The sequence below is a fragment of the Streptomyces sp. NPDC052910 genome (assembly GCF_055585605.1).
On record NZ_JBVJJR010000003.1, the window covers coordinates 696,096 to 715,637 of the forward strand.

A 19,542-nucleotide genomic window follows, 5' to 3' on the forward strand; every position below is an offset into this window, starting at 1 on the left:
CCGGAAGGCGCTGATTCTTGGCGGTCTCTTGACGCCTCACGTGGCCATCTTGGCGTTCCTTTAACGGATATTGACCGGAGCACTGTCAAGAGGACGTCAGGAGGTCGTCAGGTTCGGACACGTTTCCGTCAGCTTGGCGTCAACGGGGACGGGATCACGGACCGGGCGGCCCTAACCTCACGCCATGGGACGGCGACCGACGGTAAGGACGCGCAGACACGGGGCCCGCTCCGGACCCCCCACCGCCACGGCCCCCGGCGACGTGCTCGCCCACGACCGCGGCTGGCGACGCGAGGCCCGCGAGGCGTGGTGCTGGGGGACGACGCTCGGCGGCCTCCTCACCCTGGTCGACCTGCTGCGCGGGGAGCTCGACGCGCCACGGGCGTGCTGCTGGGTCACGCTCGGCGTGGCTCTGGTCGCGGTCCTGCGGCCGCCCCGCGTCACCGCCGGCGACGGCTGGCTGGCCTCCCGCGGCCTGCTCCGCGAACGGCGCGTACGGACCGATCTGCTCACCCGCGTACGGCAGTCGGACGGCGTGGCACCCCGGCTCGTCCTCCGCGACGTGGGCGGGGGCCGGGTGGAGCTGGACCCGCGGGTGCTGCGGACGAATCCGCTGCTCTGGCATCAGGTGGAGCGGGGGGCCCGGAGGGCGTCGGAGCGGGGGTTGCTGCGGGAGGGGGCCGCGGTGCTCGCGGCTCTGGGGAGCCGGATCGACGGGGAGGGGGTGCGGGGGATTCTGCGGGTGTCGGGGCTGGAGTGAGGTGTGCCCCGGTCCCTCCCCTTCGCCGATTCCCGGGGGCAAGCCCCCGAGACCCCCGAAGCGCGCTGCGCGCGCTGTCCTCAAACTCCCCCAGAGGGGGCCCCAACGGGCTGACTTCAGCCCGTTGGGGGTGCCCCCTCTGGGGGAGTTTGAGGACAAGCGGCGAAGCCGCTTCCACGGGGTGCGGGCCCTCCCGCAGGAAACGGTGAAAGGGTGGGACCGGGGCAAACCTCCAAGCGACTACCGCCGCTTCAGCCTCCCCCGCACCCCCTTCAACAGCTCGACGCGCCCCGTCCGCAACACCAACACATCCCGCCCCTCGACCGCCTTCGCATACCACGGCAACCCGAACCGCTGCCACCGCGCCGCCTCCAGCCGCCGCCCCGGCGGAACGGGAACGACCCACTCGCCGGCACCGGCCGAGAGCCGCAGCTCCAAGCGCCACTCCCCCGGCGAGGCGGCGCAGTCGTACCGCACGGCGAAGGCCCCGTCCGCCCCGGTCTCGACGGGCACCGAGCGCACCGCGCCGCTCGCCACCTCGGTCGCCCGCAGCGTCAGAGCGCCGACCGGCCAACCGGCCAGCTCGCAGCGCCCGTTCACGACGAGCACGGCGGACCCCTCGCCGGCCCACGACGCCCCGTCCACACCCAGCAGCGGCAGGACGCGATGCCGGGTCTCCCCCACGTCAAGCGAGAGGTTCCCGTACGGCTTGGTGGTGAACAGCGCCGCCGCCGTCCCCTCCCCCGTCACGACCGTCACCGTTTCCGAAGTGACCGTCTCCGCGCGCCGGCTGCCGAGGCGCGCCTGCTTGGTGACGCCCCGGACGTCGACCGCGAGGGTGAAGTCCCACAGGCCGGGGCCGAGCGGCGCCCCGCCGGCCGCCGTGGCGAGGTCCACCGTCACGTCGAAGCCCGCGTCCGGGTACCGGAACTGCCCGCCGTCCTCGTCCGCGCCCAGGTCCGGGGTGGGGACGGGCCGCACGGGGAGGCGGTGCTCGACGTCGCTGCCGCGTTTGCGCACGAGCAGTTCCACGCCGGTCTCGCCGGATATTCGGTGCACGTACGCGTGCCCGGCCAGCCGCAGTGCGCCGTCCCGGAGTTCGGCGGTCTCCAGGAAGTGGCGGACGCGCAGCTCGGAGGTGATGTCGAAGCAGTCGTCGGGGATGTTGAGCGTGGAGTCGCGGAAGTAGGGGTACTCCGCGTACGCGCGGCCGTCCTCGGTCAGGATGTCGGGGCCCTGGGCGGCGGTGGCGGCCAGGGTGGTGATGCCGTAGCTGGCGGCGCCCCGGTCGAGCTCCCAGCGGACGACGGTGAGGAGCTCGTCGAGCAGCCCTTCCCGGATGAGGTGGCACCGGAGCCGGACCATGGCGGGCAGCCGGGCGGCCAGGCCCTCGTGGTAGTACGGCTCGATGAGTCCGCCCAGCTCCTTGAGGAGCTTGTCCTGGGTGTCGCGGTAGGGCTCGCGGCACAACTGGAGCACGGCGTCGCGCAGCTCGACGGCGAAGTGACGGTGCATCAGCACGTCGCGCCGGTCGCCCGGTTCGGTGTGCCGGGCGACCAGCTCCGTCATCATCCGGAACAGGTCCATGCGCATCCGGGTGCCGTGCGGCTGCGCGGTGATGTTGTTGCCGTCCTCGCGGGCCACCCAGTACAGGCAGTCGTAGTCGGCGACGACGGAGATCGCGGCGGCCTCCAGGTAGGCGGTCGCGGTGAACGGCTGGTCCTCGCCGATGGACAGACCGGTCTCGAAGCGCAGGCCGAGCCGGTCGATCAGCTCGCGCCGGAACAGCTTCATCGGGTTGAGCGTCCAGTAGACGCGGGACGAGAACACGTCGGTCTTCGGCTGGTTCCGGCCGAACATGGAGGCCGGTGCCCGGCGGCCGCCCTCGCCGACGATCCGGCCGAGGACGACGTCGGAGCCGTTCTTGTCGGCGGCGCCGACCATCCGTTCCAGGGCCTCGGGCCCGAGGTGGTCGTCGGCGTCCAGGAAGAAGACGTGGCGCCCGGCGGCCAGGTCGAGACCGAGGTTGCGCGGACCGGCGGGGCCGCCGGAATTCGGCTGGTGGATCACCCGCATGCAGGGCGCGCCGGCCGCGAGCCGGTCCAGCTCGGCGGCGGTGCCGTCGGTGGAGCCGTCGTTCACGACGATCAGCTCGATCCGGTCGGCCCCCAGGGTCTGGTCCAGCACGGACGTGACGCTGCGGGTCACATACGGCATGGCGTTGTACGCGGCGATGATGACCGTGACGTCCGGGCCGGGCATGGGTGCGTGCTCCGTTCCTGCGGTCGGGGCGTGGCTCCCGGCCGGGTGGGCTGGTCGGTGCCGGCCGGGTCCCCGGCACGGGCCATTTCAGGGTATACGAGGGTGATATCCCGAACGACTGTCCGAAAATCGACCGTCCCGGGCTCCGACCGGGCCCGTTCCGATGGCCGGAACGATCGACATGTCCGCGCAACACCCCTGTCGTGATCGCGTCCCATCGTTGATCGTTGACCTGCCGGGCCACCGCCCGGCCGAGCGGACCGGCCGGGCCGGCACGCCGGGGACCGGCCCACCGGTCCACACGGGGCACGTGGCGACGAAGGCACGAGGCGAGAAAGGCGCAGGGCAAGCAAGGCAGGGGGCGCGCCCGGCCCCACCGGCACCACCCGCCCCACGGCACCGACCGCCCCGCGGCACTGCCCGCCCACCGGCACCGCTCAGCCGACGCACCCAAGGGGGGACAGCACCATGCCGATCACCCGCAGACGATTCCTCGCCGCCGGCGGAGGGCTCGCACTCGCCGGCGGGACCGCCGTCGCGTGCGGCTCCAACACCGGCCGCGGCGGCGGTTCGGGCGGCGGCCTGTCGCACTGGTACCACCAGTACGGGGAGGCGGGCACCGAACAGGCGGTCCGGCGCTACGCCGCCGCCTACAAGAAGACCAAGGTCTCCGTCCAGTGGCGGCCCGGCAACTACGACCAGCAGACGGCCGCCGCCCTGCTCTCCGGCTCCGGCCCCGACGTCTTCGAGGTCAACGGCCCCACCCTCGACCAGATACTCGGCGGACAGGTCGTCGACCTCACCGACCTGGTCAAGGACGTCAAGGACGACTTCCAGCAGGCCGTCCTGGCGCCCAAGACCCACGACGGCCGGATCTGGGGCATCCCCCAGACCGTCGACGCCCAGCTCCTCTACTACCGCAAGAGCCTGCTGGACAAGGCGGGCGTCCGGCCGCCGCGCACGCTCGACGAGCTGGTGGACGCCGCCCGCCGGCTCACCGACCGGCGGACCAAGGGCCTCTTCCTCGGCAACGACGGCGGCGCGGGCGTCCTCGGCGCGACCCCGCTGTACGCCGCCGGCCTCTCCCCCGTCACCCCCGACGGCAAGGTCGGTTTCGACGACCCGGCCGCCGCCCGCGTCCTCGCCAGGATCCGCAAGCTGTACGCGGACGAGTCGCTGCTGCTCGGCGCGCCCGCCGACTGGTCCGACCCGTCCGCCTTCGTCCAGGGGCTCACCGCCATGCAGTGGTCCGGCCTCTGGGCGCTGCCGCAGATCACCAAGGCGCTCGGTGACGACGTGGGGGTGCTGCCGTTCCCCGCCGACGGCCCGGCGGGGAAGCCCGCGGTTCCGGTCGGCGCGTACGCGGCGGCGGTCAGCGCGCGCAGCTCCCGGAAGGAGGAGGCCAAGGAGTACGTCCGCTGGCTGTGGGTCGAACAGACCGCGTACCAGCAGGACTTCGCGCTCTCCTACGGTCTGCACCTCCCGGCCCGCGTCTCCCTGGCCCGGACGGCGGACCGGCTCCGGCAAGGGCCGGCGGCGGAGGCGGCCCGGTTCGCGGCCGAGCACGGCCATGCCGACCCGCTGCTGTGGACGGTCGCGAGCAAGGTCGCGTACCAGGACGCGCTGAGCCGGATCATCAAGGACGGCGCCGACCCGGAGGGGCAGCTCAAGGCGGTGGTGCGGACCACGGAGGCCGAGCTCGCCCGCGTCCGGAAGAGGTCCTGAATGCCCACGGCCGTCCGCCGGTCGGCCCCGCCGAAGGCCGCCCACCGGCAGCGGAACCGTACCCTCTGGTTCTGGCTCTTCGTCGGCCCCTTCGCCGCCGGCCTCGCCCTGTTCACCTACGTCCCGCTCGGCTGGAGCGTCTACCTCAGCTTCTTCGACGCACACAACACGGTCACCCCCAGCGACTTCACCGGGTTCGGCAACTACCGCCGCATCCTGACCGACCCCGAGTTCCGCTCGTCGATGGTCACCTTCGCGGTCTTCACCGCGATCATCGTGCCCGCCACCTTCGCGCTCTCCCTCGCCCTGGCGCTGGCGGTCAACCGGCTGCGGTGGGCCCAGGCGTTCTTCCGCTCGGTCTTCTTCCTGCCGACGGCCTGCTCCTACGTGGTCGCGGCCCTGATCTGGAAGATGTCCATCTTCAACGGAGTGCGCTTCGGCCTCGCCAACACCGTGCTCGGCTGGTTCGGCGCCGAGCCCGTCGCCTGGCTGGCGACCACCCATCCGCCCTGGTACTGGCTGGTCATCGGCTCGGTCCGGCTCTGGCTCCAGACCGGCTTCTACATGATCCTGTTCCTGGCCGGGCTCCAGCGGATCCCCGTCCGGCTGTACGAGGCGGCGGCACTCGACGGGGCGCGCCCCGGCTGGCAGACGTTCCGCCACATCACGTTCCCCGCGCTGCGCGCCACCTCGGTGGCGGTGGCCCTGCTGCTCGTCATCAACGCGTTCCAGGCGTTCGACGAGTTCTTCAACCTGCTCTCCGACGCCCGCGGTTACCCGCCGTACGCCCGGCCGCCGCTGGTCTACCTCTACTACACCGCGCTCGGCCAGGGTCAGGACCTGGGCCTGGGCAGCGCGGGGGCGGTCGTGCTGGCGCTGGTGATCTCCGTGGTGACGGTCGTCCAGGCACGCTGGTCCGGCCTCGGCCGGAAGGAGGAGTGACGCCGTGTCCCCATCCCCTGCGAACCGTGCGAGTCGTGATACCCGTGCGAGTCGTGATACCCGCGCGCACCGTGAGAATCCCGCGCACGACGCCCTCGCCCGCGCCGGCCGCGCGCTGCGGTCGGCCCTGCTCGTCGCGCTGGCCGTGCTGTTCCTCATCCCGTTCTACCTGCTGGTTCGGAACGGGCTCGCCACCGAGAGCGACATCACCGCCCGCGACTGGACCTTCTTCCCCCGCGAACTGCATTGGTCGAACGTCCGGGAGCTGTTCGACGACCCGAACGTGCCGATGGCGCACGCGCTGCTCAACTCCACGCTCATCGCGGTCGCCACGACCGTCGGCACCCTCGTCCTCGCCTCTCTCGCCGGCTACGGCCTGGCCCGCATCCCGTACCGGCACGCGAACGCCGTCTTCTACGCGATCCTGGGCACCCTGATGGTCCCCGCTGCCGTCACGTTCGTGCCCTCGTTCGTGCTGGTGTCGTCGCTGGGCTGGGTCTCCACCCTACGCGGCCTGATCGTGCCCACCCTGTTCAGCGCCTTCGCCTGCTTCGTCTTCCGGCAGTACTTCCTGGGCTTCCCACGGGAGTTGGAGGACGCCGCCCAGGTGGACGGGCTGGGGTACTGGCGGACGTACTGGCGCGTCGTCGTCCCCAACTCACGGCCGGTCTTCGCCGCCGTCGGCACGATCATCTTCATCGGCGCGTGGAACGCGTTCCTGTGGCCGCTGGTCATCGGCCAGGACCGGGAGGCGTGGACGGTCCAGGTGGCGCTGTCGGCGTTCACCAACGCACAGACGGTCAACCTGCACGAGCTGTTCGTCGCGGCGGCGGTCTCGATCCTGCCGCTGCTGGTGGTGTTCCTGTTCCTCCAGCGGTACATCGTGGCGGGTGTGGAACGGTCGGGCATCGACGACTGACCCACCCGAGCCCCCAAAACCCGCAGAGCCCGCAGAGTCCGCAGAACCTGCCGAACCCGCAGAACCCCCAAAACCCGCAGACCTCCTAAAACCCGCAGAAAAAAGAAAACCCCAACCATGTAAACCACCAGGCCCCATGCAACCTACATGGCCCAGGACGACCGCTCGGGGAACGCCGGGCGGTCCCGGCGGGGCTGCGGCCGGTGGCCGCCGCGCAGCAGGGCCGCGCCGAGCGGGGTGAGGGTGTGCAGTACGGCGCTGCCGTGCCGCAGGGTGAGCACCAGGCCGGCCTCGCGCAGCACGCCCGCGTGCTGGCTGGCCGAGGCCGCCGACACCCCGACGCGGCGGGCGAGTTCGCTGGTCGTGCAGCCGCCGCCGATGGAGCCCAGCACCGCCGACCGGGTCTGCCCCACCAGCTTGCCCAGCGAGCGCGGCGCCGCCTGCACCGGAGGGGCGGACTCCGAGCAGTGCCGGGCCGGGTAGACGAGGACCGGCGTCAGGTCCGGGTTCCGCAGGGTGACGGGGTTGCCCCGGCAGAAGAAGGACGGCACCAGCAGCAGCCCCCGGCCGTTCAGGTGCAGGTCGCGGTCGGCGGGGTAGTCGCACTCCAGCACGGGCGCGTGCCAGCGCATCGTGGGCGGCAGCGAGGACAGCAGCGCGTCCGCCCCGCCGTCGAGGAGGGCCCGGCCGCGGACGGCGCGGTCGGCCTCGATCCGCGCCTGGATGTGCGCCCAGTACGGCGCGATGGCCGCCTCGTGGTAGTCGTGCAGGGCGGTGATCAGCTTGCCGAACGCCCGGGTGTCGCCCTCGGCGAGCGATCGTATCCAAGCCGGCAGGGTGCGGACCGTGGACAGCCGGCCGAGCTCGTCGTGGACCCGTTCGGCCGGAGTCGCGCGCAGCGCCTCCACGCCGGTCTCCAGTCCGAGTACGCCTTCGGCCGGTGTCAGGAAGTCCGGGAAATAGCCCCGGGGCGGAACCAGCGGGGCCAGCAGCCGAGTTTCACTATTCAACCGAGCACGGGTTTCGGTGCGCCAATCGCCGTAGATCGACTCGCCTTGTTTGTCCCGCAGCCGGTGCAGACTCAATACGGTTTCCCAGAGCACGTCCGGGTCTCCGGCCAGGCGCAACCGGGCCAGATCGAGTCCAGTGAAATGGACACGCAGCACCAAACCCCCACATGAGACATCCGCCGTCACCCCCCGCCCACTGAGTATGCACACCGATACGTGCTGTTACCACGCCCTTTTGGCCACAGTTGAAAGGACTCGCGGCGAACACCCCCGGAGCGAAATGCTATTCACGCACTCAGGGCCGCCCCAGCTCGTTCCCGTGGGGGGTGGCGAGCGAAAAAGCGGTCGCTGAGTATGCGAGTTGCCGCCCGAGCCGATGCGGGCGGCAACAACTCCCGGTGGGGGAGTAAACGAGGGGCGGCGCTCCCGCACGAGCGCCGCCCCTCCGCCATGCGCGGGCTCCGGAGCGGGCGACCGGGGCACGTACGGTCACCCGTCGGCTCCGCTGCGGTGATCTCCTCGTGGCCCCCGCGTTACGCCCGGGTTAACCACGTACCGGACACGGACGTCCTCCGTCCGCCCCGGGACAGGCGGAAGGGGCGGTCCCGTGCGCGAGACCGCCCCTTCCGCGGTACCGGAGCCGCCGTCGGTCCGAGGGTCGAGGTCATCCCATCGGCGGCTCCGGAGTTCATCCGGCCGGTGTCACCGGCTGTCGCTGCCCGCCCCGGTCAGGGCGGCGGCGCGGCCGGCCTCCAGGCGGGCGACGGGGATGCGGAACGGGGAGCAGGAGACGTAGTCCAGGCCCACCTCGTGGAAGAAGTGCACCGACTCCGGGTCGCCGCCGTGCTCGCCGCAGACGCCGAGCTTGAGGTCGGGACGGGTGGCCCGGCCGGCCTCGGCCGCCGCGCGCACCAGGGATCCGACGCCGTCCTTGTCGATCGTCTCGAACGGGCTGACGCCGAAGATGCCCTTCTCCAGGTAGGCGGTGAAGAAGCTGGCCTCCACGTCGTCCCGGGAGAAGCCCCAGACCGTCTGCGTCAGGTCGTTGGTGCCGAAGGAGAAGAACTCGGCGGCCTCGGCAATCTGACCGGCCGTCAGGGCGGCGCGGGGCAGCTCGATCATGGTGCCCAGGGTGAGCTTGAGGCTGGTGCCGGTGGCGGCCTCGACGTCGGCGATGACGCGCTCGGCCTCCTCGCGGACGATCTCCAGTTCCTGGACGGTGCCCACCAGCGGGATCATGATCTCGGCGCGCGGGTCGCCCTTGGCGTTCCGCCGCTCGGCCGCCGCCTCGGCGATGGCCCGGACCTGCATGGCGAACAGGCCGGGGATGACGAGCCCGAGGCGGACGCCGCGCAGACCGAGCATCGGGTTCTGCTCGTGCAGCTTGTGCACGGCCTGGAGCAGGCGCAGTTCGTTCTCGTGCGCCTCCTGGCGCGCCTCGGCGAGCGCGACGCGCACGGAGAGCTCGGTGATGTCCGGGAGGAACTCGTGCAGCGGCGGGTCGAGCAGCCGGACGGTGACCGGGAGGCCGTCCATGGCCTCGAACAGCTCGACGAAGTCGGCCTTCTGGAGCGGCAGGAGAGCGCCCAGGGCCTCGTCGCGCTCGGTCTCGGTGTCGGCCAGGATCAGCCGTTCGACCAGCTCGCGGCGCTCGCCGAGGAACATGTGCTCGGTGCGGCAGAGGCCGATGCCCTGAGCGCCGAACCGGCGGGCGCGCGCGGCGTCCTCGGCGTTGTCGGCGTTGGCGCGGACGCTCAGCCGGCGCATCCGGTCCGCGTACGCCATCATCCGGTGGACGGCCTGGACGAGCCCGTCGGCGTCGTCGGCGCCCGCGTGCATCCGGCCCTCGAAGTACTCGACGACCGGCGACGGGACGACCGGCACCTCGCCGAGGTAGACCTTGCCGGACGAGCCGTCGATGGACACGACGTCGCCCTCCTCGATGACGACCCCGCCCGGAGCGGTCATCCGCCGCCGCTTGGTGTCGACTTCGAGCTCCTCGGCGCCGCAGACGCAGGTCTTGCCCATGCCGCGGGCGACCACGGCCGCGTGCGAGGTCTTGCCGCCGCGCGAGGTCAGGATGCCCTCGGCGGCGATCATGCCGTCGAGGTCGTCGGGGTTGGTCTCGCGGCGGATCAGGATGACCTTCTCGCCCGAGCGGGACCACTTGACGGCGGTGTACGAGTCGAAGACGGCCTTGCCGACGGCGGCGCCCGGCGAGGCGGCGATGCCCCGGCCGAGGAACTCGGTCCTGGCCTTCTCGTCGAAGCGCGGGAACATGAGCTGCGCGAGCTGCGCCCCCGTCACCCGCTGGAGCGCCTCGGCCTCGCTGATCAGGCCCTGGTCCACCAACTGCGTGGCGATCCGGAAGGCGGCACCGGCGGTGCGCTTGCCGACGCGGGTCTGGAGCATCCACAGTTTGCCGCGCTCGATCGTGAACTCGATGTCGCACAGGTCGCGGTAGTGCGTCTCCAGCGTCTCCATGATCTGCATGAGCTGGTCGTACGACGTCTTGTCGATGCGCTCCAGCTCGGCGAGCGGCATGGTGTTGCGGATGCCGGCGACGACGTCCTCGCCCTGCGCGTTCTGCAGGTAGTCGCCGTAGACGCCCTGGTGACCGCTGGCGGGGTCGCGGGTGAAGGCGACGCCGGTGCCGGAGTCGGGGCCGAGGTTGCCGAAGACCATGGAGCAGACGTTGACAGCGGTGCCCAGGTCGCCGGGGATGCGCTCCTGGCGGCGGTAGAGCTTGGCGCGGTCGCCGTTCCAGGAGTCGAAGACGGCCCTTATGGCCAGGTCCATCTGCTCGCGCGGGTCCTGCGGGAACTCCCGCCCGGTCCGCTCGGCGACGATGCCCTTGAACCGCTCGACGAGGACGCGGAGGTCGTCGGCGTCCAGCTCGACGTCGGTGGCGACGCCCTTGGCCTCCTTGGCCTCCTCCAGCGCCTCCTCGAAGAGGTCGCCGTCGACGCCCAGCACCGTCTTGCCGAACATCTGGATGAGGCGGCGGTACGAGTCCCAGGCGAACCGCTCGTCGCCGGCCTGCGCGGCGAGGCCGGCCACGGACTCGTCGGAGAGCCCGATGTTGAGGACGGTGTCCATCATGCCGGGCATCGAGAACTTGGCGCCGGAGCGGACGGAGACCAGCAGCGGGTCGTCGGCCTGCCCGAGCTTCTTGCCCATCCGGGCCTCCAGCGCGTCCAGGTGCGCGGTGACCTCGTCCCGCATCGCCGGCGGCTCCTGACCCTCGGCCAGGTAGACCTTGCACGCCTCGGTGGTGATCGTGAACCCGGGCGGCACCGGCAGACCGAGGTTGGTCATCTCGGCGAGGTTGGCGCCCTTGCCGCCCAGCAGGTCCTTGAGGTCCTTGTTGCCCTCGGTGAAGTCGTAGACGAACTTCTGCTGATCTTCGGATACCGGCACGGAACTCGACTCCTTCACTGGACCTCCCGGGGAAAAGCGCTGCCGCAGTGGGGAGGGTTGCCCTGACGGCGGGGAGCGTACCCAGATCGAAGGCTTCTGAGGAGGTCCACTCCAACGACATGAGGGCGTAACCGCCCGTCTGCCAGCAGATCGAAAGTCGCTTGGGGGGACGGGGTTTACGGGCGCACCCTTCACATCTTGAACGCACTTTCGCGCTGCGGAGTCACGACAGCACGGTGCGTCGAGATTTGGGCCGTTCGGCCGTCAGTTTGTGAAGTCAGAGCGGGTGGCACTGAGTGCCACCCTTAGGAAGATGGATGCCCCCGTTTTCCGCTCATGTGAGCGGGCCCCCTATCAGAGGTGGCGAGAATCACGCCGCCGGACTAGCCCGTCCGGCGCTTGAGGACAACCGCGCGAAGCGCGGTTTCGGGGGTGCGGGGGCGGCGCCCCCGCAGGAAACGGCGAAAGGGAGGGACCGGGGCACAGCCCGCCGCAGGCGCCCCCCGCCGGGGCAAGGCGCCCTCACCCACCCGACGTGTCGAGCTCCGCGTCAGCCCCCACCACCGCGCAGTCGTACGGATCGTCCAGCCACCCCTCCGGCAGCACCACCCGGTTCCGCCCGGACGTCCGCCCCCGAGGCCCATCGGCCCCCACCGGCCACGCCTGATCCAGGTCGAGCCCGCTCAGAAGAGCGTCCAGCTCCGCCAGCGACGACGTCACGGCAAGCTGCCGCCGCGACTCGGACCCGATCGAGAACCCCTTCGTGTACCAGGCGACGTGCTTGCGGAAGTCGATGACGCCGCGCTCCTCGCTCTCCAGCCACTCCCCCAGCAGCTCGGCGTGGCGCAGCATCACCCGCGCGACCTCGCGCAGGGTGGGAGCGGCGGGCTCGCGCGGCCCTTCGGGGTCGAAGGCGGCGACCAGGTCGCCGAACAGCCAGGGCCGCCCGAGGCAGCCGCGCCCGACCACGACGCCGTCGCAGCCGGTCTCGCGCATCATCCGCACGGCGTCGTCGGCCGACCAGATGTCGCCGTTGCCGAGCACGGGGATCTCGGGCACGGCCTCCTTCAGCCGGGCGATGGACTCCCAGTCGGCGGTGCCGCCGTAGTGCTGGGCGGCGGTGCGGCCGTGCAGGGCGATGGCGGTGACGCCCTCCTCGACGGCGATCCGGCCGGCGTCCAGGAAGGTGATGTGGTCGTCGTCGATGCCCTTGCGCATCTTCATGGTGACGGGCAGCGACCCGGCGTTGCCGACGGCCTCCCGGAGGATGGCGCGCAACAGGTTCCGCTTGTAGGGGAGGGCGGAGCCGCCGCCCTTGCGGGTGATCTTGGGGACGGGGCAGCCGAAGTTGAGGTCGATGTGGTCGGCCAGGTCCTCTTCCACGATCATGCGGACGGCGCGGCCGGTGTAGACCGGGTCGACGCCGTAGAGCTGGATCGAACGCGGCTTCTCGGTGCCGTCGAAGTGGATCAGCCGCATGGTCTTGGCGTCCCGCTCGACCAGCGCCCGGGTGGTGATCATCTCGCTGACGAACAGCCCCTTGCCGCCCGAGAACTCACGGCACAGCGTGCGGAAAGGCGCGTTCGTGATTCCGGCCATCGGGGCCAGGACCACCGGCGGCTGCACGGTGTGCGGACCGATCTGGAGCTGCGTCATGGAGGGGCTTCCTGGTTCGTGCGAGTGCGGGCGGGCGGGTGCGGGGCGGCCGTCCGCGGTCCCGGTGTGGGCGGTGAGGCCCGTGGGGGCGGCGGAACGGCGACCGTCCATTGTCCCTCATCCGGCGGACCGGATCCCGTGGCTCCGGTCACGCCGGACCGCGCCCCGCGCGGCCGCGCCCCCCTGGGTCACGTGGGTCACCCCTCCTCGGCCCGCACCAGTTCCAGCAGCCGGCGCAGCCGCCGGTGCGTCTCCTCGTCGGCGGGGGTGAAGACGAGCACGCGGGTGCCGGGGTGCGGCCCGGTCCAGAGGTTGCTGTGGTCGAGGTTCAGCAGGCCGACCCGGGCCTGCCGGAAGGTGCGCTGCCGGTTGGCGGCGGGCGGGATCACCTCGTGCCGCTCCCACACCTCCCGGAACTCGGGCGACGCCTCCCGCAACCGCTTGAGCAGGCACTTCCAGGCCGGCTCGGCGATGTGGTCGGCCATCGCGGCCCGGAACTTCGCCGCCATGGCCCGCTTGGCGTCCTGCCGGTCGAGCGCGTCGGCGTACCAGGTCTCGTTGGTGAAGTGCAGCCAGAGACAGTTGCGGTCCTCGGGCGGCAGGGCGTCGAGGTCACAGATGAGGTGTTTGTACGTGCGGTTGTACGCCAGGATGTCGTAGCGCGCGTTCTGTACGCAGGCGGGGAACGGCTCCAGTCGCTCCAGCATCAGGCGCAGCCCGGGCGGGACGCCGGCGGGCTCGGCGTTGGGGGCCGGGTCCGAGGCGTTGGCGAGGGCGAAGAGGTGTGCGCGTTCGGCGCGGTCGAGCAGCAGCGCGCGGGCGACGGCGTCGAGGACCTGGACGGAGACCTGGATGTCCCGGCCCTGTTCGAGCCACGTGTACCAGATGACGCCCACGGCGGCGCGCAGCGCGACCTCCTCCCGGCGGAGCCCCGGCGTCCGCCGTCGGCTGCCGCGCGGCAGACCGACCTGCTCGGGGGTGATGCGCTCGCGGCGGCTGCGGAGGAAGGCCGCGAGTTCGGCGCGGCGCGCCGCGTCGTCGGCGTCGTCGATGCGGCGCGTCCCGTCGTCGGCATCGTCGATGCGGCGCGTCCCGTCGTCGGCATCGTCGATGTCGACGGCCGGGGCGGCCGGCGACTCCGGCACCATCGTGGTCATGCCTCCAGCCTGCGGTACGGGCGGCCCGCTGTCAGGACCGTTACCGGGTAGCCCTTGTACCAGGATAAAGGCTCTCTGGTACCGGGTTGCGGGGTGCGTCATCGTCGTCCCGTGAGCGAAGCACGCACAACCGACGAGATACCCACCCCCACGACGACCTCTCCCCCGACCGCCCCTCCCTCCGCCTCGTCTCCCTCCTCCCCGTCTCCCTCCCCTCCCTCCCCCTCTTCCGCTCCTCCGGGCGCGGCGGCGCTGGGCTCCGGCGGTCTCCTCGCGGTGCTCCTGGGCGCCGCGCTGCCGATGGTGGACTTCTTCATCGTCAACGTCGCCCTGCCCGCCATCGACCGCGACCTGCACGCCGGTCCGGCCGTCCTGGAGATGGTCGTCGGCGGGTACGGCGTGGCGTACGCCGTACTGCTGGTGCTCGGCGGCCGGCTGGGCGACATGGTGGGCCGGCGCCGGATGTTCCTCTGGGGAACGGCCGCGTTCGGCGTGACGTCCGTGGCCTGTGGTCTGGCTCCGGACGCCTGGAGCCTGGTGGTCGCCCGCATCGCCCAGGGCGCCGCCTCGGCACTGCTCCTGCCGCAGGCCCTGGCGACGATCCAGGCGACGACACACGGCGAGCGGCGCACCCGCGCGATGAGCTTCTACAGCGCCACCACCGGTGTGTCGAGCGTGATCGGCCAGATGCTGGGCGGCTTCCTCGTCTCCGCCGACATCGCGGGCTCCGGCTGGCGCCCGATCTTCCTGGTGAACGCGCCGCTCTCGGTGCTCGCGCTGCTGATGGCGGCCCGGACGATCCCCGAGACGCGTTCGGACCGGCCGACCCGGGTGGACGGCGCGGGCACCGTCCTGCTCGCGGTGACCCTGACCTCGCTGCTGGTGCCGCTGACGGAAGGGCGCTCCACCGGGTGGCCGGTCTGGGCCTGGGCGCTGCTGTGCGCGTTCCCGTTCGCCGCCGCGGCGTTCTGGACGGTCGAACGGCGGCTGGAGGCCGCCGGACGGACCCCGCTGGTGCCGCCGTCCCTGCTGCGGATCCGCTCGGTCCGCAGCGGTCTGGCGGTCCTGGTGCCCTTCTCCCTGGGCTGGGGCGGCTACATGTTCATCCTGGCGGTGGTGTTCCAGGAGGGGCTGCGGCTGAGCCCGATGGAAGCCGGCCTCGCCCTGCTGCCGCTGTGCCTCACCTTCTTCGCGGGCTCCCTGATCGGCCCCCGGCTGGGCGCCCGCTACGGCCGCCGCGCGGTGACCGCCGGGACGCTGGTGCAGGCGGCGGGCGTGCTCGGGATGGCCCTGACGTTCCTCTGGGGCTGGGACGGCCTCGGCGTCTGGGGCCCGATGCCGGCCCTGGCGGTACAGGGACTGGGCCAGGGCCTGCTGCTGCCGCCCACGCTGCGGGCGGTGCTGAGCGAGGTGCCGGCCCCGCAGGCGGGGGTGGGCGGCGGGGTGATGGTCACCACGCAGCAGTCGTTCATGGCGCTGGGCGTGGCGACGCTGGGGTCGCTGTTCCTGTCGCTGTCCTCGTCGATGGGGGTGCGGGACGCGGTGGTGACGACGTTCGCGGTGCAGTTGGTGGCGGTGGCGGCGACGGCGGTGCTGAGTACGCGGCTGCCGAAGTCGATGCATTGACACGGCGATGCGCTGATACGGCACGGCGGGGGGACACACGGCAGGGGGACACATGGCGGGGGGCGACTCACGGCGGGGGGCGACACATGGCGGGGGCGACACATGCGGGGACGACACATGGAATGACAGATATTGAAATCTGTCATTCCATGTGTCAGGCTGATGGTGTCGGTCCGACCGCCCGCTCCTCACACCTCTCCTCCTCCCGTGTCCCCCCTCATCCCTCCCCACCCCTGCCCCTCAAGGAGTCCCCGTGCTGTACCGCACTCTCGGCACCACCGGCCCCCAGGTGTCCGCCCTCGGCCTCGGCTGCATGGGCATGTCGGCCCTGTACGGCGAGGCCGACCGGGCCGAGTCGATCGCCACCGTCCACGCCGCCCTGGACGCGGGCGTCACCCTGCTGGACACGGGTGACTTCTACGCCATGGGCCACAACGAGATGCTGATCGGCGAGGCGTTGCGCTCCGCCCCGGCCGCCCACCGCGAACGGGCGCTCACCAGCGTCAAGTTCGGCGCCCTGCGCGACCCGGACGGCGGCTGGTCCGGCTACGACGGCCGCCCGGCGGCGGTGCGCAACTTCGCCGCGTACTCCCTGCAGCGGCTGGGCGTCGACCACATCGACGTCTACCGGATCGCCCGCGTCGACCCCGACGTGCCGATCGAGGAGACCGTCGGCGCCATCGCCGAGCTCGTCGAGGCCGGCCACGTCCGCCACATCGGCCTGTCCGAGGTGGGCGCGGACACCCTGCGCAGGGCCGCCGCCGTCGCCCCGATCGCCGACCTCCAGATCGAGTACTCGCTGATCTCGCGCGGCATCGAGGACCGCATCCTGCCGACCGCCCGGGAGCTCGGCATCGGCGTGACCGCCTACGGCGTCCTCTCCCGCGGCCTGATCAGCGGCCACTTCGGCCGCGACCGGCAGCTCACGGCCGGCGACTTCCGCGGCGTGAGCCCCCGCTTCCAGGGCGAGAACCTCCAGCGCAACCTGGACCTGGTCGACGCCCTCCGCAAGGTCGCCGAGCAGCGGGGCGCGACTGTCGCCCAGACGGCCATCGCCTGGGTCCTGGCCCAGGGCTCCGACATCGTCCCGCTGGTGGGTGCCCGCACCCGCGAACGCCTCGCCGAGGCGCTCGGCGCGCTGGACGTCACCCTGGGCGCGGACGACCTCGCCGCCATCGAGGCCGCCGTCCCCGCGAACGCGGCGGCCGGTGACCGGTACCCGGCGGACCAGATGGCACACCTGGACAGCGAACGGTGAGCGAGGGGGCGGCGCGGGGCGCCGGCAGGAGCGGCGGGCGGGAGGGCCGAACCTCCCGTCCCCCGCCACCCCCACCGCCCCCGTCCCCTCCCGCTCCTCTCCAGCTCCTCTCCCACCGGGACGCCGCCCCGCGCACCCCGGACACACCCCCGGCCGGGTACGGTCGTCCCAGGCGCGTCGGCGCCGGAGGAAAGGACCCGTACCCACATGCCGCCCGAGCCCCTGACCCAAGACCGCATCCTCGAAGCCACCGAGGAGGTCCTGCGCCGCTTCGGCCCGGCCAAGGCCACCGTCGTGGACGTGGCCCGCGCGCTCGGCGTCAGCCACGGCAGCGTCTACCGCCACTTCGGCAGCAAGGCCGCCCTCCGCGAGGCCGTCACCGGCCGCTGGCTCGACCAGTCGCACGCCGCCCTGTCCGCCATCGCCTCCGCCGACACCCCCGCCGAACAGCGGCTGCGCGACTGGCTCACCGCCCTCTTCGCCGCCAAGCGCCGCAAGGCGGGCGACGACCCGGAACTCTTCGCCACTTACATGGTCCTGGTCGGCGAGAACAGTTCCACGGTCGAACGGCACATCGCGACGATGGTCGGCCAGCTCACCGACATCCTCCGCGAAGGCGCGGAACGCGGCGAGTTCTCCCTCCCGGACCCCGCCCGCACCGCCCGCGCCGTCTGGGACGCCACCAACCGCTTCCACGACCCCGCCTACGCACCGGAATGGTCCGACCCGGACATCGACGCGGCCTTCGACACGGTCTGCGGCCTGGTCCTCCACGGACTGCGTGGCTAATACACCGATATTGACGGCTCCTTGACACCTCGATAACGCGGCCTTGATAGACCCGCGTCGGCTGCCTTCCTAGGCTGACTTCCTGCCCGATCACCCAGGTCAGCAGGGGAGCCGTACCTTGAGCACAGTCACGCTCGCCGACGACGACATAGTCCTCGCCCCGGCGCACCCCCGCCCGGCGGACGGCTGGGAACGGATGGAGAATCAGGTCGAGTTCGAGACGCGGCGTGCCGCTGACGGACGTATCTGCGGGCTGGCCTTCACCTCAGCGGACCGCCTAGTGGCCTTCCATGGACCCGATCAGACCTGGCTGGCCCTCCCGGTGAACACACTGCGGGCGCTGCTCGGCGAGGCCGGCATCTCCATGGTCGTGGTAGATCCGCACGTCCTGGGAAAGCAGGAGGAGCGGCAGGTGGGACATGACTGATCGGCTCAAGGCGACCGTTGAGCACATCGATGACGCGGGCAAGGGCTTTCACCGGGAGGCTCTGCACCTCGGTGAGTTCAAGCACCTCTCCTCACCACCCACCCCTGGCGTCGGCGACTCCGGACTCAGCGCAGCCCTCTCCCACATCAGTGACGCGTTCGGCATCGCGCACGAACTCCTCACCGGCTTGGTGGACAAACACGGCACCAGCCTCCGGTCGGCCGCCGGTGAGTACCGCGACAAGGACATCGACGTCCGTGAGGTCTTCGACGACATGATGGGCAAGACGAAGTGATCGACGACGACATCGCCGGGCTCAAAGATGTCGTCAAGGACTACACCTCGGCCATCGAGAAGTACGACGCCTCCTCCAAGGTCCTCAACAAGAAGGTGACCGGGGTCGTTCACGAGGCCGGATGGAGCGGCGAAGGCGCGGAGGCCTTCCAGACCGTATGGGCACATGACGGCACCGTCGCGGCGGCGATCTCAGAAGCGATGTCCCAGGTATCGGACATCATCAGCGTGCTGGCAGAGGAACTGTCCGTCGCCAGGAATGACTTGGGGGACGCCCAGGACGCGGCGCGAGCAGCCGGGCTGACCCTGGACAGCCAAGGCGGGGCCACCGGCACGACAGACCAGCGGACGGCCCTGGACGCGTACCGGAAGGGGCGCGACACCGCGCTCACGCGAGCACAGAACGCGCGTGAGCTGGCCACGCAACACCTCAACGCCGTCATCGCGCAGATCCTCAACGAAGGCAATCCGAAGCTGCTGAACGGCGCGGACTCGTTCACACTCGCGGAAGTTCTCCGAGGGCTCTACACGACCCCCGCCGCCCTCACCCAGGAGAGCGCGAAGAAGCTGGAGCGGCTCAAGCAGCAGGCCAAGGACCTGAAGCGCACGGCGAAAAGGCTGCCCAAAGGAAGCGACGCGTGGAACGAACGGTTGCGCGATCGGCGGGCCGCCCGCGCCGCACTCAGTAAACAGCGCCTGCGCACCGACTCCGTCAGAGGCTGGGAGAGCAGGTTCAAGGGCAGCGGAGCCTCACGCCTCACCATCGGCGAGATCGCGGAGAACTACCGGGCCAAGGAGGTGGGGCCCGTGGGGAAACTAGGGGTGGCCAGCACAGGACTGACCGCCGCCATGGTCGGCCTGCAAATGTACGACGACCACCGGACACGGGGGTGGTCGTACGGCGAGGCTTTCGTACGGGACGCGGCACCCGCCGCCGCCGGGATGGCCGTCGGAGCCGGGGTGGAGAGCGCGATCGTCGGCGCCTCGGCGGCCAATCCGGTCGTGGCGGGCGGCGTCGCTCTCGGCGTCGCCGCCGGTTACGGCGTGGGGACCTTCGGCTACGAGCTCACCCACAACGCCCACTGGGGCGAGAACATTCACAAATACGGCGTGGTCAAAGGCATCGGCGAAAGCTTCGCCAAAGCGAGTTCCAAGTGGTGGCACAACGACATGGAGGACATGGCTGACAAGGTCGGCAACACAGCCAAGGGCGCCTGGCATAAGGGCGAAGGCGTAGCGAAGAAGGCATGGCATGGCATCTTCGGGTAAGAGGAGGACTTTCGATTCTCCCCCCGGT

The 19,542-nt window shown here is 71.5% G+C and carries 15 protein-coding genes; 10 read left to right on the top strand and 5 right to left on the bottom strand.

Features of this window, described 5'->3' with window-relative positions; translation table 11 throughout:
* Positions 1-184: 184 nt before the first annotated feature.
* Positions 185-760 carry a hypothetical protein gene (locus ACZ6X9_RS14130; protein WP_469778252.1) on the top strand — a complete coding sequence of 192 codons (576 nt, stop codon included), beginning with the start codon at positions 185-187 and terminating at the stop codon, positions 758-760.
* A gap of 240 nt (positions 761-1,000) precedes the next feature.
* On the opposite strand, the gene ACZ6X9_RS14135 is transcribed toward ACZ6X9_RS14130, so the two are convergent.
* Positions 1,001-3,022, bottom strand: a complete 2,022-nt coding sequence (locus ACZ6X9_RS14135; RefSeq protein WP_469778253.1) for a glycosyltransferase family 2 protein — start codon at positions 3,020-3,022, stop codon at positions 1,001-1,003.
* Positions 3,023-3,490: 468 nt separating this feature from the next.
* On the opposite strand from ACZ6X9_RS14135, the gene ACZ6X9_RS14140 reads away from it, so the two are divergent.
* The 3 genes from ACZ6X9_RS14140 (at position 3,491) to ACZ6X9_RS14150 (ending at position 6,608) form a co-directional block, all read left to right on the top strand.
* Complete coding sequence (locus ACZ6X9_RS14140; protein WP_469778254.1) at positions 3,491-4,747, top strand: ABC transporter substrate-binding protein; 1,257 nt, start codon at positions 3,491-3,493, stop codon at positions 4,745-4,747.
* The gene (locus tag ACZ6X9_RS14145; RefSeq protein ID WP_469778255.1) at positions 4,748-5,689 is read left to right on the top strand and encodes a carbohydrate ABC transporter permease; all 942 of its coding nucleotides are present in this window, start codon (positions 4,748-4,750) and stop codon (positions 5,687-5,689) included.
* 115 nt (positions 5,690-5,804) lie between these two features.
* Positions 5,805-6,608, top strand: coding sequence for a carbohydrate ABC transporter permease (locus tag ACZ6X9_RS14150; protein ID WP_469778649.1), 804 nt, complete (start codon positions 5,805-5,807; stop codon positions 6,606-6,608).
* Positions 6,609-6,751: 143 nt separating this feature from the next.
* Here ACZ6X9_RS14150 and ACZ6X9_RS14155 read toward each other — a convergent pair whose 3' ends face one another.
* The 4 genes from ACZ6X9_RS14155 to ACZ6X9_RS14170 form a co-directional block, all read right to left on the bottom strand.
* Entirely contained in the window at positions 6,752-7,774 is a 1,023-nt protein-coding gene (locus ACZ6X9_RS14155; protein ID WP_469778256.1) for an ArsR/SmtB family transcription factor, read from the bottom strand.
* Between the two features lie 546 nt (positions 7,775-8,320).
* Positions 8,321-11,038, bottom strand: a complete 2,718-nt coding sequence (gene ppdK, locus ACZ6X9_RS14160) for a pyruvate, phosphate dikinase (protein ID WP_469778257.1) — start codon at positions 11,036-11,038, stop codon at positions 8,321-8,323.
* Between the two features lie 522 nt (positions 11,039-11,560).
* Positions 11,561-12,694 (bottom strand): tRNA dihydrouridine synthase DusB, encoded by a 1,134-nt coding sequence (gene dusB, locus ACZ6X9_RS14165; RefSeq protein ID WP_469778258.1) that lies wholly within the window; start codon positions 12,692-12,694, stop codon positions 11,561-11,563.
* Positions 12,695-12,891: 197 nt separating this feature from the next.
* Positions 12,892-13,842 carry a helix-turn-helix transcriptional regulator gene (locus tag ACZ6X9_RS14170; RefSeq protein ID WP_469778650.1) on the bottom strand — a complete coding sequence of 317 codons (951 nt, stop codon included), beginning with the start codon at positions 13,840-13,842 and terminating at the stop codon, positions 12,892-12,894.
* A gap of 309 nt (positions 13,843-14,151) precedes the next feature.
* Here ACZ6X9_RS14170 and ACZ6X9_RS14175 point away from each other — a divergent pair, with 309 nt between their 5' ends.
* From ACZ6X9_RS14175 to ACZ6X9_RS14200, 6 genes are all read left to right on the top strand, one after another.
* Positions 14,152-15,477: an MFS transporter gene (locus tag ACZ6X9_RS14175; RefSeq protein WP_469778651.1), complete on the top strand. Its 1,326-nt coding sequence runs from the start codon at positions 14,152-14,154 to the stop codon at positions 15,475-15,477.
* A gap of 253 nt (positions 15,478-15,730) precedes the next feature.
* On the top strand, positions 15,731-16,735 hold the full coding sequence (locus ACZ6X9_RS14180; protein ID WP_469778259.1) for an aldo/keto reductase: 1,005 nt from the start codon (positions 15,731-15,733) through the stop codon (positions 16,733-16,735).
* 207 nt (positions 16,736-16,942) lie between these two features.
* On the top strand, positions 16,943-17,524 hold the full coding sequence (locus ACZ6X9_RS14185; RefSeq protein ID WP_469778260.1) for a TetR/AcrR family transcriptional regulator: 582 nt from the start codon (positions 16,943-16,945) through the stop codon (positions 17,522-17,524).
* A 118-nt stretch (positions 17,525-17,642) separates the two neighbouring features.
* A complete protein-coding gene (locus ACZ6X9_RS14190; protein ID WP_469778261.1) occupies positions 17,643-17,951 on the top strand; it encodes an SAV_915 family protein in 309 nt (102 codons plus the stop codon).
* Positions 17,944-18,246, top strand: coding sequence for a DUF6317 family protein (locus ACZ6X9_RS14195; protein ID WP_469778262.1), 303 nt, complete (start codon positions 17,944-17,946; stop codon positions 18,244-18,246). Before ACZ6X9_RS14190 ends, ACZ6X9_RS14195 begins: the two co-directional genes overlap by 8 nt.
* The gene (locus ACZ6X9_RS14200; protein WP_469778263.1) at positions 18,243-19,514 is read left to right on the top strand and encodes a hypothetical protein; all 1,272 of its coding nucleotides are present in this window, start codon (positions 18,243-18,245) and stop codon (positions 19,512-19,514) included. Before ACZ6X9_RS14195 ends, ACZ6X9_RS14200 begins: the two co-directional genes overlap by 4 nt.
* The last annotated feature ends 28 nt before the right edge of the window (positions 19,515-19,542 follow it).